Annotated in this window: 9 protein-coding genes; 4 read left to right on the forward strand and 5 right to left on the reverse strand. The window is 67.3% G+C overall.

Annotated features, from left to right (window positions below; translation table 11 throughout):
* Positions 1–2: 2 nt before the first annotated feature.
* From F572_RS0105610 to F572_RS0105620, 3 genes are all read left to right on the forward strand, one after another.
* Positions 3–2324, forward strand: coding sequence for a nitric oxide reductase activation protein NorD (locus F572_RS0105610; protein ID WP_017940803.1), 2322 nt, complete (start codon positions 3–5; stop codon positions 2322–2324).
* A gap of 387 nt (positions 2325–2711) precedes the next feature.
* Positions 2712–3689, forward strand: a complete 978-nt coding sequence (locus F572_RS0105615; protein ID WP_017940804.1) for a LysR family transcriptional regulator — start codon at positions 2712–2714, stop codon at positions 3687–3689.
* Positions 3690–4017: 328 nt separating this feature from the next.
* Positions 4018–4584 (forward strand): SgcJ/EcaC family oxidoreductase, encoded by a 567-nt coding sequence (locus F572_RS0105620; protein ID WP_017940805.1) that lies wholly within the window; start codon positions 4018–4020, stop codon positions 4582–4584.
* A 61-nt stretch (positions 4585–4645) separates the two neighbouring features.
* Here F572_RS0105620 and F572_RS0105625 read toward each other — a convergent pair whose 3' ends face one another.
* From F572_RS0105625 to treY, 3 genes are read right to left on the reverse strand one after another with little or no spacing between them, the layout of a single operon-like run.
* A complete protein-coding gene (locus F572_RS0105625) occupies positions 4646–6469 on the reverse strand; it encodes a glycoside hydrolase family 15 protein (RefSeq protein ID WP_017940806.1) in 1824 nt (607 codons plus the stop codon).
* A gap of 4 nt (positions 6470–6473) precedes the next feature.
* Positions 6474–8258 carry a malto-oligosyltrehalose trehalohydrolase gene (gene treZ / locus F572_RS0105630; RefSeq protein ID WP_017940807.1) on the reverse strand — a complete coding sequence of 595 codons (1785 nt, stop codon included), beginning with the start codon at positions 8256–8258 and terminating at the stop codon, positions 6474–6476.
* Positions 8255–10978 carry a malto-oligosyltrehalose synthase gene (treY, locus tag F572_RS0105635; protein ID WP_017940808.1) on the reverse strand — a complete coding sequence of 908 codons (2724 nt, stop codon included), beginning with the start codon at positions 10976–10978 and terminating at the stop codon, positions 8255–8257. The genes treZ and treY overlap by 4 nt, the downstream gene beginning before the upstream one ends.
* A 439-nt stretch (positions 10979–11417) precedes the next feature.
* Here treY and F572_RS0105640 point away from each other — a divergent pair, with 439 nt between their 5' ends.
* Positions 11418–11732: a hypothetical protein gene (locus F572_RS0105640; protein WP_017940809.1), complete on the forward strand. Its 315-nt coding sequence runs from the start codon at positions 11418–11420 to the stop codon at positions 11730–11732.
* Between the two features lie 112 nt (positions 11733–11844).
* On the opposite strand, the gene ettA is transcribed toward F572_RS0105640, so the two are convergent.
* A complete protein-coding gene (gene ettA, locus F572_RS0105645) occupies positions 11845–13512 on the reverse strand; it encodes an energy-dependent translational throttle protein EttA (protein ID WP_017940810.1) in 1668 nt (555 codons plus the stop codon).
* A gap of 220 nt (positions 13513–13732) precedes the next feature.
* The gene (gene ycaC, locus F572_RS0105650; protein ID WP_017940811.1) at positions 13733–14359 is read right to left on the reverse strand and encodes an isochorismate family cysteine hydrolase YcaC; all 627 of its coding nucleotides are present in this window, start codon (positions 14357–14359) and stop codon (positions 13733–13735) included.
* Positions 14360–14424: the final 65 nt, after the last annotated feature.

The raw sequence follows: 14424 nt of genomic DNA on the forward strand, positions 1-14424 counted from the left end.
CGATGAGCATCCATCTGGAGGACTATCAGGACCTCCTCGAGGACCTCGGGGGGCAGGCCGCAGGGGTCCTCGAGGCCTCGTGGCAGGAGGCGTCGCGGGCGTTCAGTGCGGCGGGCCTGAAGCGTTACTACCTGGAAGGGGCGCGCAGCCTGCATTCCCTGGGGCGCGGGTCGGAGATGGTCATCGCCTTCGTCCAGGAGACGCCGGACGTGGCCCAGGAACTGGGCGAGGACGCGGTCGGCGAGCTGGTCAGCTCGGCGATCAAGATGTACTCCAAGACCAGCGCCGCGGTCATCACGCTGTTGATCTCCACCAGCCCCATCGCGGCCCGCCGGCTCGGCGACCAGGGACTGTTCTCGGGGTATCTGCGCCTGGTGGATAACCTGCTGGGCCAGGCGCCCCGCGGCGTGCGCCCGATGCTGGAACACCTCGACGAACTGCTTGCCCATCTGACCCTGGGCGGCCTGCGCCGCTGGGCCAGCTGGGGGGCACAGGCGCACCGGACGGATCTCGAGGCGCAGATCGCGTATTTCGGACTGGAATCGCCCGAGTCGCGCTCGGTCTTCCAGAAGGAACGCCGGGGCACGCTGTTCGTGGACGTCCAGCGCCGGATAAATCTCTACCTGCGTTCCCTATGGGCGCGCGACTTCTTCATGAGGCCCACCAGCGGCGACTTCGAGTCCCGCGAGGGCTACAAGCCCTACATCGAGGGCTTCACGATCTTCCTGCCGGATGCCTTCGATGACTGGGAGGGCCTGACCGGTCTGGATCTCTACCGGGCCGCGGCGGCCCATGCGGCCGCCCATGTGGTCTATACCCGCGAGATGCAGCCGGAGGAGGCGCCGCGCGGCGTGACCGGTGTGCTGACCGAGTTGTTCGAGGACGCCCGCGTGGAGGCCCTGGCCAGCCGGGGTTTCCCGGGGTTGCGCAACCTCTGGACACCCCTGCATACCGCGACCCCGGACGAAGGCGACGCGCCGCAGGCCCTGCTGGCCCGCACCGCACGGGCTCTGCTGGACCCGGACTACCGCGACGACCATCCCTTCGTGACCAGGGCCCGTGCGGCGCTGGGCGAACGGATGGAAGATCTCGAGGCTCCCGGCCTGGCGCGCGACCTCGCCGAGGCACTGGCGCCGGAGTTTCCGGAACAGGGCTACATGAACCCGCGGCAGGTGGCGCCGGACGTGCTCTACCGCGACGACAATCGCTACATGTGGGCGTTCGGGCGTGAGGAAGACGACTTCGAGACGCTGATGGCCAGCGGTTCGAATCAGGAGCGCGTCTACGTAACGCCGATGGAGATGATCAATACCCTGGATGTCCCCGGGGCCGGGGATGACGCCCAGATGATCATGGTGCTGGCGACCGAGTGGTTCCGCGACGGCGAAGACGAAAGCATCAACCAGCAGGAGGGCAAGGAGCCGCTGTCCTTGCCGTACCATTACCACGAGTGGGACTACCAGATGCAGCTGGAGCGTCCGCACTGGGTCACCCTGCTGGAGCGGCGCCCGAAGAAGGGCGACATGGAAGAGATTGACGCGATCAACGAAAAGCACAAGCCGCTGATCTCGCGCCTGAAGTTCCTGATCGAGGCGATGCAGCCGCAGGGCGTGCAGCGGATGCGCAAGCAGGCGGAAGGCGACGAACTGGACGTGAACGCGCTGGTCGAGGCGCAGATCGACCTGCGCATGCGGCGCCAGCCGGACGAGCGCATCTACGTGCGCAATATCCGCCAGGTGCGCGACCTCTCGGTGCTGGTGCTGCTGGACCTGTCGGAGTCGACCAACGAGACCCTGGCCGACGGCGAGACGACCGTGGTGCAGCTGGCGCGTGAGGCGACCGCTCTGCTGGGCGGGGCGATCTCGAAGATCGGCGACCCCTTCGCCATCCATGGCTTCGCCTCGGACGGCCGCCACGACGTCGAGTACTACCGCTTCAAGGACTTCGATGCTCCGTATGACGATCACGCCCGGGCGCGCCTGGCGGGGATGAAAGGGCAGCTGTCCACCCGCATGGGGGCGGCCATCCGGCATGCCGGCCACCTGCTGCACCAGCAGGGCACGCAGAAGAAGCTGCTGCTGATCGTGACCGACGGCGAGCCGGCCGACACCGATGTGCGGGACCCGCAGTACCTGCGCCAGGATGCCAAGCGGGCGGTGGAAGAGGTTGGCAAGAACGGCGTCTACAGTTTCTGCATCAGCCTGGACCCGCAGGCCGACGAGTACGTGGAACGCATCTTCGGCGCGCAGCACTATATGGTGCTGGACCACATCGAGCGGCTGCCGGAAAAGCTGCCCATGCTGTACGCCGGCCTGACGCGTTAGGGAAACACTGATTAATGTACACACTCGCGTTGGCACCCCAGGTTTTCCGAGACAAGGCGCGTCGTGCAGCGGGTAGTGGATCTACCCGCCCGTTTTTGATGACTTCGGGGCGCAACGCAGGATCGGGGAACCTGGGGTGCCAACCCCGCAAACGATTGAAAGCATGGGCTCGGCCGCCCGTTGTTATCAAAAACGGGCGCGCGCACGGCGTTGCGGCTCCCTTGTGCCGAATGACTGCACGGCAGTCACCGCGCCTTGTTCGCACGCAAAAGCGACTCGAGCGCGAGCGTGTACATTAATCAGCGTTTCCCTGGGGAGCACGGTACTCGCATGGCCAAGACGGGAGGCAGCTCGACACCACCGAAGGAGTCCAGCCTTCCACACGTGATGCTGAAATCCGAGCTGCCGGCGCATCTGATCCGGCACGCGACCCTGCGTCAGTTGCAGGTCTTCGAGGCGATCGTTCGCCTGGGCAGCTTCACCCGCGCGGCGGAGGAGCTCTACCTCACCCAGCCGACCGTCTCCATCCAGATCAAGAAGCTCTCCGGCGCCCTCGGCCTCCCGCTGTTCGAGTACGTCGGGCGCAAGGCCTTCCCCACCGAGGTCGGGTTGCTGCTGTACGACACCTGCCGCGAGATGCTGGGGGCGCTGACCAACCTGGAGATGAAGCTGGCGGAGATGCACGGGCTGAAGCGCGGGCGCCTGCGCCTGGCGGTGATCACCACGGCGCAGTACTTCGCGCCGACCATCCTCGGGCAGTTCGCCAAGCGCTATCCGGATATCGAGCTGTCGCTGGAGGTCAGCAACTTCGACCGTGTGCTGCATCGCCTGGCCAACAACGACGATGACCTGTACATCATCGGGCACGTGCCGGAGCGGCTGACCGACATCGCGGTGTACCCGTTCGCGCCGAACCCGCTGGTAGTAATGGCCAGCCGGGATCACCCGCTGGCGGGGCAGCGCAACATTCCGATCGAGCGCCTGGAGCAGGAGACCTTCCTGATGCGCGAGCCGGGCTCGGGCATCCGCGAGGCGACCCTGAAGCTGTTCCAGGAACACGGCATCAACCCGACCGTGCGCATGGAGCTCGGCTCGAACGAGGCGATCAAGCAGGCGGTCATCGGGGGGCTCGGGATCGCGGTGCTGTCGCTGCATACCCTCAGCGCCGAAGGCGCGGGTGGCCCGGTGGCCCTGCTGGACGTGGAGCACTTCCCGATCCACCGCCAGTGGCACATCGTCCATCCCAAACAGAAGGTGTTGTCGGTGGTCGCCCAGACCTTCCTCGACTTTGCCATCCAGGACGAGGCGCGGGTGCGCGGGCAGGTCGAGGATCTGCTGGCGGCGTTCAAGGCGCAGGCGACGTGAGCCTGGGCCGGATGTGCCGTCATTGCGAGCGCCGCGAAGCGATCTCCGGGATGGATTGAAAGGATCGGGATCGCGATCCAACCCGGCATGACAGGCCGGAGGGGGTCCCTTACAATTCAGGTCGTAATCGGTACTGAAGCGCCGCGGAGGGCCTTTCGCCTGCAAGCAGGCTCCTACAGGTCTTTGTCCTTGTAGGAGCCTGCTTGCAGGCGAACTCCGATGGCTTCCTTCGATACGCCCGGCGGGTTTTTCCTGCCCGAGGAGGATTTGTGCGAACCAGGATTCATAATTTCGAGGGCCGGCGACGGCCGAACGCGGAGATCAGTCAGTGACCACGAGCAGCCGGCCGCGCATCAGCGGCACCCAGTTCATCAATGCCGACGAGTCGCCGCGCTCGCGCCTGAGCCTGAGCGCCTCGCATCGCGACCAGCATCACCCGGTGACCGGGACGGGCGGCGACCCGGCGTTCGGCGCCATCGATACCCCGCCGAACGAGAGCTGCGTGGTCTGCGCCCCGGCGACCCGCCGCCTGGCCGAGGAACTGTTCGAGGGCTGGAACGATGCCCTGCAGACCGGAGACGCGCGCAAGGTCGCCGAACGCTATGCCGAGGACGCCGTGCTGCTGCCGACCGTCTCCAACGTCCCGCGGACCACGCATGCCGAGATCCAGGACTACTTCGAGCACTTCCTCGAGAAGAAGCCCTTCGGGACGATCAACACTCGCAACGTGAAGCTCGGTTGCAACAAGCTGACCGACGCCGGCACCTACACCTTCCGCGTCACCGACGGTGGCGAGACGAAGGACGTCCCGGCGCGCTACACCTTCGTGTACGAAAACCGCGACGGGGAGTGGAAGATCGTCCACCATCACTCGTCGATGATGCCGACCGACTGAACACGCCGAAAGCGACGGTTCGAACCTCCTTCGGATCGGGGGCTCCCGCGGGGGGCGGCCCTCAGCCCTCCTTGTCTCGCTTCAGCGCCCGACCCAACTTGATGCCCGAGGCGATCAGCCCCACGTGGCTGAACGCCTGCGGGAAGTTGCCGAGGAATGCCCCGTTGGCCGGATCGATCTGTTCCGGCAGCAGGCCGAGGGGGTTGGTGCGTGCGCACAGGGACTCATACAGGGCCTCGGCCTCGTCCAGGCGGCCCTGCCCGACCAGATTGTCGACCAGCCAGAAGCTGCACAGTACAAACGCACCCTCGTGCCCGGGCAGTCCGTCCGGGGATTCTTCTGGAAGATAGCGGTAGAGCAGGCCGTTGCCGGCACCCAGGCGGCGGACGACGGCCTCGGTGGTGGCGACCATCTTCGGGTGATCCGCGGGGATGACGCCGCGTCCGGGCAGGGCCAGCAGGCTCGCGTCGATGCCGCCGCCGCCCAGGTGTTCGGTCAGGCTCTGGAGCTCGGGGTCCCAGGCCTGTTCCAGGATCGCCTCGTGGATCTGCCGCGCCTCGGCGCGCCAGAGGGCACTGTCCCCTTCCATGCCATTGTGCTCGGCCAGCGCGGCACCGCGCTCCAGCGCCACCGCGCAGAGCGCGGCGGAGTAGGTAAAGGGCCGTCCGGCGGTGCGCACTTCCCAGATCCCGTGGTCGGGGTTTTTCCACTCCGTGTTGGCGGATTCCACCAGGCGCCGCAGGCGCCCCCACAGGTGATCGTCCAGCGTGCCGCCCCAGCGGACCCAGCGCCAGGCGCAGTCGAGGATCTCCCCGAACACGTCGTGCTGACGCTGCTCGACCGCGCCGTTGCCCCAGCGCACGGGACCCGAGCCGCGGTAGCCCTCCAGGTCCGGGTCGCTGCGTTCCGGTTGCGGCAGGTGGCCGTCCACGTCGTACAGCACCCGGGGCCAGCCCGCGCGGTCGACGGCGTCCAGGGCCCAGCCAATGAATCCGGCGGCCTCGTGGGTCATCCCGATATCGCTCATCGCGTACACGGAAAAGGCCGCATCGCGGATCCAGGCGTAGCGATAATCCCAGTTGCGCGGGCCACCGATCGCCTCGGGCAGGGAGGATGTCGGCGCGGCGATCATCGCCCCGGTCGCGGTGTAGTCCATCAGCTTGAGGGTGACGGCCGAGCGGCGGACGAGGTCTTCCTGCGGCCCGGCATAGTCGAAATGCCGCATCCACCGTCTCCAGACCAAAAGCGTGGCCTCGAGCAGTTCGTCGGGGGTGCGGGCCTGGAACCGGTGCGTATGCGGGCCCCAGCCGAGGACGAGGTGATGCTGTGCACCCGCCTCGAGCTCGTGCAGGCTGTCCGCCGCCTCCAGTGGCAGGGACGAGCTCAGGGCGAGTTCCAGTTCCGGCTGGCGGTGCAGTGCCAGTCCCAGTCCCGCCCCGTGCGGATATACGTTCGCGCCACCCCGGGGGTCGACGCGGACCCGCAGGTGGACCCGGCCCTCCAGCACCTCGATCCGGCGCAGCAATTCGTTGCGTCCGGCGGGCGCGTCCTCGGAGAGGTCTGCCCCTGCACGCAGGGGCAGACAATCGGTGATGCGGACGCGTCCTTCCGGGCCGGTCATCTCGGTAATCAGCACGGCGGTATCCGGGATGTAGCGCTGGTGCGAGGCGACCAGGGGCTCCGGGGCCACGGTGAAGGCCCCGCCGCGCTGGTGATCCAGAAGGGCGCAGAACAAGGGCTCGGAGTCGAAGCGGGGAACGCACATCCAGGGGATGGCGCCGTCGCGACCGACCAGGGCGGCGGTTGTGCAATTCCCGATCAGGCCGTGCTCCTCGATCGGCAGGTAGCCCTCGATACGGTGTACGGGGCGGTCGGATACGGTCACTGGATCACTCCCTCGACATGGACGGTTGGCCGGGCAGGCAGGAGAGGGCAGGCGCGTCCAGGATCACGACGGACTCGCCGGGCATCTCCAGGCTGTCCGGACCCACCACGATACCTGCATCGGACTGGAGCAGGAGGCGACCGGCCGCAGCACCCGGGCACGCCAGCCGTTGCGGGGCAGGGTGCAGGTTGCATGCCACCCGCAGTCCCGGCCGGTGCACGATCAACCAGCGAGCCGCCTCGTCGAAACGCGCCTCGATCCCCTCCAGACGGTCATCGGCGAACGCCGGGTGGGCGTGCCTCAGGGCGATCAGGGCCCGGTACCACTCCAGGATTCCGGCATGCGGTTCGTGTGCGACTTCGTCCCAGTCCAGCCGGGATCGTTCAAAGGTCTCGCGGGATTGTGGGTCCGGGATGCTGCCGGCATCGGTGTCCCGCCGGAAGGCGGCGAACTCGCGCTGGCGGCCTTCGGTTACCGCATGCCCCAGGTCGGCGTCGCTGTGATCGGTAAAATACAAAAACGGCGTCGCGGCCGCCCATTCCTCCCCCTGGAACAGCATGGGCACGAAGGGACTGGTCATCACCAGGGCCGCCCCGATCTTCAGCAGGCCCGGCGAGACGCCCTCGCTGATTCGGTCCCCCAGAGCCCGATTGCCGACCTGGTCGTGGTTCTGCAGGCAGCCGATGAAACGCCGGCCGGGCAGGTCGGAGGCCGGTCGCCCGTGGGTACGCCGACGGTAACGGGAGTAGCGCCCGTCATAGACGAGGCCTCGCGTCAGCGCCCGGGCGACATCCGCGAGGCGACCGAAGTCCGCGTAGTACCCGTCGGCTTCCCCGGTCAGCAGGGCATGCAGTGCGTGATGGAAGTCCTCGTTCCACTGCGCGTCCAGCCCGTAGCCGCCGGCCTCGACCGGCCGTGCCACGCGCGGGTCGTTGCGGTCGTTCTCCGCGATCACCACCAGGTGCCGCCCGAGCTCACGTCCGAGGCGCTGCACCTCGGCGGCGAGCTGTTCGAGGAAATGGGTGGCCGAGGTATCGACGATCGCGTGCACCGCGTCGAGGCGCAGGCCGTCGATGTGATAGTCGCGCAGCCACATCAGGGCGTTGTCGACGAAGAAGCGGCGCACAGGGTCACTGTCCGGGCCGTCGAGGTTCACCGCGTCGCCCCAGGGGGTTTGGTAGTGGTCAGTGAAATAGGGGCCGAACTGCGCCAGGTAGTTGCCGTCCGGCCCGAGGTGGTTGTAGACCACGTCCAGCACCACCGCGATGCCGCGGCGGTGGCAGGCATCCACCAGCCGTTTTAGGCCATCGGGGCCCCCGTAGGCGTGGTGCGGTGCGTACAGGTCGACCCCGTCGTAGCCCCAGCCGCGCTCGCCGGGGAATGCCGCCACCGGCATCAGCTCCAGGTGGGTGATGCCGAGGTCGACCAGGTGATCGAGGTGATCGATCACGCCGTCGAAGCTACCTTCCGGGGAAAAAGTGCCGACATGGATCTCCTGGATCACCGCCGCGGCCAGCGGCGGCGCCTGCCAGCCGGCGTCGTTCCAGACGAAGCGGGAATGCTCCAGCCAGCGCGACGGGCCGTGCACGCCCTGCGGCTGCCAGGCGGAGCGCGGATCGGGGTACGGGCCGTGGCCGTCGACGCGGAAGGCATAGTCGCTTCCGTGCACTAGCTGTTCCGTCTCCAGCGCCCACCAGCCGTCCGCGCGGCGGTCCATTGGCATGCGCGGGCCACCGCACTCCAGTTCGACCTGATTGGCCCTGGGGGCCCACACGCGCACGGTCGTCATGGGGTCGTCTCTTCGCGTTCGAGCAGGGCTACCGGGAACGCATCGAGGATCTCGGCGACCGGGCAGTTGCCGCCTTGCAGCGTCTCGCCGGACAGGCGGTTGTGCCAGGTGCCGGGTGGCAGGTGGAGTCGCGTGTCGCGCCAGTCGCCCGCCAGGCCGAGCGTCAGGCGCGGCACCAGCACCAGCGCCCCTTCGCCGCGTAGGTAGGCGACCGCGTGCCCGGCGCGTTCGCCACTGGCGCGCAGCGGGGTGTAGGCCGCATCCGGGCGAAACCACTCCGGGTGGCGGCGGCGCAGGGCCAGGGCCTGGTACACCACCCACTGCTTGGGCAGGCCCTCGTCGGCGCGGGTGCGGATCTGTGCCGGCGAGAGGTGCGCGAGTTCTTCGAGCAGCCGGGCGCGCGTGTCGAAGTCCACCGGGCGGCGGTTGTCTGGATCGACCAGGCTCAGGTCCCACAGCTCGCTGCCCTGGTAGATGTCGGGGACTCCTGGCGCGGTGAGCTTGATCAGGGTCTGCGCCAGGCTGTTGGTGCGGCCGGGAGCGACCAGCGGCTGCAGGAATGACTCCAGCGATTCGCGAAACCCCGGGTCGTCCAGGGTGCCGGCCACGAAATCGCGCAGGGCCTGCTCGTAGCCTTCCTGCGGATGGGTCCAGCTGGTGTGCTGCTTGGCCTCGCGGGCGGCCTTTTCCATGTAGGCCATGATGCGCTCGGCGTCGATCGGCCAGGCACCGACCAGCGTCTGGTAGTACAGGTACTCGGTGGCCGGATCCGGCCATCCGCCCGATCGGTGACGGGTGTTGTGGCGCATCCAGCGACGCACGTTTTGCCCCCACGCCCCCGGAATCTCGGAGAGCAGCAGCAGGCGGGCGCGCACGTCCCCGCTGCGCTTGGTGTCATGGGTCGAGGTGGCCAGCATCGCCTCGGGGTGGCGGGCGTGGGCCCGGGCACTGGCCGCGTGGAATTCGTCCACTGATATCCCGAAGCGCTCGGGGTCGCCGCCGACCTCGTTGAGGGCCGTCAGGCGGTGGAAGCGGTACAGCGCGGTATCCTCCACGCCCTTGGCCATCGCCGGGCCTGTCAGCTGCTGGAAGCGCAGGGCGAGCTCGGCCTCGCGCTCGCCGGGGATGCGCAGCAGGAGCAGGTTGCGCAGGAACTGCAGCAGCTCGCTGTCCAGCTCCGGGCGGCGCTCGGCGGCCCGTTTGATGGCGGTCTCCACGCAGCCGACGTCGGCCGCCGTCACGCCGCCTTCGCGGGGGGTCAAGTAGGTTCGGTAGACCGGGAAGCAGGCGGCTGCCTCCAGCAAGACGAGGTGCAGTTCGTGGCGGGTGTAGTCGCGGTGACGGCGGTGGCGTTCGCAGATATCCACGAACAGCGAGCTCAGGCGGTTGAGCTCGCTGCCGAGCAGGTCGCTGAGTACCTGTCGCTTGGATTCGTAGACCAGTCCCGGGTAGTCGGCCAACTCGCCGGTGAGCTCCTCGAAGAGCCGCGTCAGCGGGGCCTCGCCTGCCGGATCCGCGAACAGCCCCTGCACGCGGTTGAGGAAATCGTAGCCGGTGGTGCCGGCGATCGGCCAGTCGTCCGGCAGCTGTTCCCCGGGTTCGAGGATCTTCTCGGCGACGATCCAGGTGTCGGGGCAGGCGTGGCTCAGCTCGCTAAAGTACTGGCCGGGGTCGCGCAGGCCGTCCGGATGGTCGACCCGCAGGCCGTGCACCGAGCCTTCCGCCACCCAGCGCACCGGCAACGCATGCACGGCCTGGAATACCTCCTCCTTCTCCTGACGCAGCCCGGCCAGGTCGTTGATGTCGAAAAACCGCCGGTAGCCAAGGTCGCGTCCGGCGGTGCGCCACCAGGCCAGCCGGTAGTTCTGCTTCTCGATCAGCGCGTCCAGGGTATCGGGGTCGGCGTTGATCCGTTCGACCTCGGCCGCGATTGCCTCGGCGGCTGCCGGGTCCTGGCGGGTCGTGTCGTCCAGAAGCTGGCGGATCACGTCCTGGTCGCGGTGGCGCCGTGCCACCGAATGGTGGGCGGTCAGATGCGGCTGTGGCAGGCGGGCACAGGATTCCGCGAGAAAGCCCAGCAGCTCGATACCGGTGGCGCGACAGGCGCGGTCGAGCAGCTCGTTGAGCGAAGAGGGGTCCAGCGGGAAGCGGTGTTCGTAATGGGCGAGGTCGAACAGCCCGGCGCCATATTGCAGCCGGATCTCGCCGGCCTCGAGGACACGGCCGTAATGATCGCCCAGCACCGGGAGCAGGACCTTGTTCGGCCAGCGCTCCTCCGAGGACTCCCAGTCCACGTCGAAGTACATCGCGAATCGGCTGGACGGGCCGTTCTCCAGGACATCCCACCACCATGGGTTCTGGTCTCCGGCCACGGCCATGTGGTTGGGGACGATGTCCAGCACCAGCCCCATCCCGGCGGCCTCCAGCGCCGCGCACAGGCGCTGGCGTGCCGGTTCGCCGCCAAGCTCTTCGTTGACGCGCGAGGGGTCGACCACGTCGTAGCCGTGGCTGCTGCCGCGCACCGCCTGCAGGATTGGCGAAAGATAGACATGCGAAACGCCCAGCCGCGCGAGATAGGGAACAACCGCGGCGGCGGCGTCGAGAGTGAATCCCGGGTGCAACTGCAGGCGACACGTCGCGATGCGCTCGGGTTGGGTCTGTTGCGCCTCGCCGCCGTCCCCGGAACCCGCGCGTCCTGTACTGTCGAAGGATCCCTGCATGGACCTCCGTCCCGAAGGCAGCCCGGCCGGGCAATCCGGCCGCTAACCCGAATATGGACCACTTCCCGAACGAAGGGAATCCGCATCGTCGGCTCGTGTCCAGAACCCGGGGCACCGCCGTCGGGACGGACCGCATGGCAGGAGGCAGGAGCCTCGCGGGGTAACGGGTAACCTCCGGCATGCTCACCCATGCGAAGGAGCTCCCGTATGCGTCGAGCGGGGGTCCTGCTCGCCTGTCTGGTCTCGTTGATTTTCCGTTGCGCCGGTTTCCGGGAATGCACGCGCAGCCGGAGCCGCGACCCGGTCTCCGGACGACTGACGGCGACCTGCGAGCGTCGACAAGGTTGGCTGGACAATCGCTTCCGCTGCATCATTTTCGGCCTGTTGAGCCCACACCCGCTTGACCACCTTGGGTGTCGAATTTCAGGAGGCCGTTGGAATGATCAAGGAATCGGACTGGAAACGGTTCAGCCGGCTGAAGGAGACCGCGCTGGAACGTTACTGCGAGCGAGCCCTGGCCAATTGCCAGGCGACGATGGAACAGGAAGACCGGTCGCATCACGAACGCTTTCTGGATCTCTATCAGCAGTTGAACGAAGCGAACGAGCGGCTTGCGTTCATCTTCGATGGCCATGCCCGCTCGAAGGCCCTGTATCAGTTCACGTGCATGCGGCGTGAAGGGCTGATCGAAGATGCGGAGCTGGAAGCGTTTACCACGGAATTCGTGGAGCAGACCCGCCCGCAGGGCCCGTAGTCTCGAGTCCAGCCGCGCGCCAATGAAATGGGTCCTGCCTGTGCACGGATAGAGGTCTTCCGGGACGCGGAAAGGCGAAGGCCCGGCGGGTGCCGGGCCTTCGGGGGGTAGGTCAGGAGGCGAGTCGCTTGTATTTGACCCGGTGCGGCTGGTCGGCCGCGGCGCCCAGGCGCTTGTGGCGGTCTTCCTCGTACTCCTGATAGTTGCCGTCGAAGAACACCACGTTGCCGTCTTCCTCGAACGCGAGGATGTGCGTGGCGATGCGGTCGAGGAACCAGCGATCATGCGAGATCACGATCGCGGAGCCGGGGAAGTCCAGCAGGGCCTCTTCCAGGGCGCGCAGGGTCTCCACGTCCAGGTCGTTGGTCGGTTCGTCGAGCAGCAGGAAGTTGCCGCCGCTTTGCAGCAGCTTGGCGAGATGCACGCGGTTGCGTTCCCCGCCGGAGAGCTCCTTCATGCGCTTTTGCTGATCGGTGCCCTTGAAGTTGAAGCGGCCGACGTAGGCGCGTGACGGCATCTGGAAATTGCCGACCTGGATGATGTCCTGGCCGTTGGAGATCTCTTCCCAGACGGTCTTCTCGTCCTGCAGCGCGTCGCGGCTCTGGTCGACATAGGCCAGCTGCACGGTCTCGCCCAGCTCGATGGAGCCATCGTCCGGCTGGTCCTGCCCGGCGATCATGCGGAACAGCGTGGTCTTGCCGACGCCGTTCGGGCCGATCACGCCGATCAGCGCGCCGCGCGGCACGGAAAACGACAGGCCCTGGTAGAGCACGCGGTCGCCGAAGTGCTTGGAGAGGTTCTCGACCTCCAGCACCTTGTCGCCCAGTCGCGGGCCCGGCGGGATGTAGATTTCCTTGGTCTCGGAGCGTTTCTGGTAGTCGGTGGAGGCGATCTCTTCGAAGCGCTTCAGGCGGGCCTTGCTCTTGGCGCCGCGGCCCTTCGGGTTGGAGCGCACCCACTCGAGCTCGGATTCCATCGCCTTCACGCGGGCGGCCTCGGCCTTTTCTTCCTGCTTCAGGCGCTTTTCCTTCTGCTCCAGCCACTCGGAGTAGTTGCCCTGGAACGGGATGCCCTGGCCACGGTCCAGCTCGAGGATCCAGCCGGCGACGTTGTCGAGGAAGTAGCGATCGTGGGTGACCGCGACCACGGTGCCCTGGAACTCCTGCAGGAAGCGCTCCAGCCAGGCCACGGACTCGGCGTCCAGGTGGTTGGTCGGCTCGTCGAGGATCAGCATGTCCGGGCTGGACAGCAGCAGCCGGCACAGCGCCACGCGGCGGCGTTCACCGCCGGAGAGGGTCTTCACGTCGGCATCCCAGGCCGGCAGGCGCAGGGCATCGGCGGCCACCTCCAGCTTGCGCTCCAGGTTGTGGCCGTCGGCGGCCTCGATCTTCGCCTCCAGCTCGCCTTGCTTGGCGGCCAGCGCGTCGAAATCGGCCTCCGGTTCGGCATAGGCGGCGTATACCTGATCCAGTTCGGCCAGGGCCTCCTTGACTGGCGCCACGGCCTCTTCCACGTTGCCGCGCACGTCCTTGCTCTCGTCGAGCTGCGGCTCCTGCGGCAGGTAGCCGATGTTGATGCCCGGCTGTGGACGCGCCTCGCCGACGATCTCGGTGTCCACCCCGGCCATGATGCGCAGCAGGGTGGATTTCCCCGCGCCGTTGTAGCCCAGCACGCCGATCTTGGCGCCCGGGAAGAAGTTCAGATTGATGTCCTTGAGGATGTACTTCTTCGGCGGGACGATCTTGCCCACGCCGTTCATGGTGAAGATGTACTGCGCCATGATGCTCCTGCGACCAATGCGGTTTGAATGAGGGAAGGCCCTTTACGGCCCTTGCTGGGCTCGCACTTTACCACCCCGGCAATCCGGAGGCGCATGTCCCCGGTGATCCCGGACCTTGTGAAGGCCTCCGGCGCGTCAGGTTGCCGGGGTTGCATCGATGAACACGGAACAGGGCGGGCGCCGCGATGGCCGCCCGCCCCGATAGCTCATGGCTCATGGCTCACGCGTTGCGCGCGAAGTAGCTGGTCATCAGGTTGCGGTAGTTGGGGATGTGCTCGGAGAGCAGCGATCCCAGGCCTTCGACATCATTGCGCCAGTCGCGGTGCAGTTCGCAGGCCATCGCAAACCAGCCCATCAGCTGCACGCCGGCGGCCTCCATGCGGGACCAGGCGGAATCGCGGGTGGTCTTGTTGAAGGTGCCCGAGGCGTCGGTCACGACGAATACGTCGTAGCCCTCCTCGATGGCGGACAGCGCCGGGAAGGCCACGCAGACCTCCGTGACGACCCCGGCGATGATCAGCTGCTTCTTGCCGGTGGCCTTCACTGCAGCCAGGAATTCCTCGTTGTCCCAGGCGTTGATGTTGCCCGGGCGCGCGATATAGGGGGCGTCGGGGAACATCTCCTGCAGTTCCGGCACCAGAGGTCCATTGGGGCCGGCCTCGAAGCTGGTGGTCAGGATGGTGGGCAACCCGAAGTACCGGCCGCAGGCAGCCGTGGCCAGCACGTTGTTCTTGAATTCGCTGGGTTCGAAGTCCTGGACCAGCGAGATCAGACCGGACTGGTGATCGACCAGCAGCAGCGCGGCATCGTCCTTGTCGAGGCGGCGGTAGGTGTAGTCGTGATTCATGTCGTTCTCCTTGTGAAGGCCTGCCGGGCAGGCATGAAATGCCGCGACGCGGGTGCGCCGCGGGG

This window comes from Thioalkalivibrio sp. ALE14, from assembly GCF_000376845.1.
In the GTDB taxonomy this organism is placed as follows: domain Bacteria; phylum Pseudomonadota; class Gammaproteobacteria; order Ectothiorhodospirales; family Ectothiorhodospiraceae; genus Thioalkalivibrio.

Excerpts from the sequence above, each read along its gene's own strand:
- F572_RS0105610 (WP_017940803.1), top strand. The coding sequence starts at position 3 with ATGAGCATCCATCTGGAGGACTATCAGGACCTCCTCGAGGACCTCGGG.
- F572_RS0105615 (WP_017940804.1), top strand. The coding sequence starts at position 2,712 with ATGCTGAAATCCGAGCTGCCGGCGCATCTGATCCGGCACGCGACCCTG.
- treZ (WP_017940807.1), bottom strand. The coding sequence starts at position 8,258 with ATGACGACCGTGCGCGTGTGGGCCCCCAGGGCCAATCAGGTCGAACTG.
- treY (WP_017940808.1), bottom strand. The coding sequence starts at position 10,978 with ATGCAGGGATCCTTCGACAGTACAGGACGCGCGGGTTCCGGGGACGGC.
- F572_RS0105640 (WP_017940809.1), top strand. The coding sequence starts at position 11,418 with ATGATCAAGGAATCGGACTGGAAACGGTTCAGCCGGCTGAAGGAGACC.
- ettA (WP_017940810.1), bottom strand. The coding sequence starts at position 13,512 with ATGGCGCAGTACATCTTCACCATGAACGGCGTGGGCAAGATCGTCCCG.
- ycaC (WP_017940811.1), bottom strand. The coding sequence starts at position 14,359 with ATGAATCACGACTACACCTACCGCCGCCTCGACAAGGACGATGCCGCG.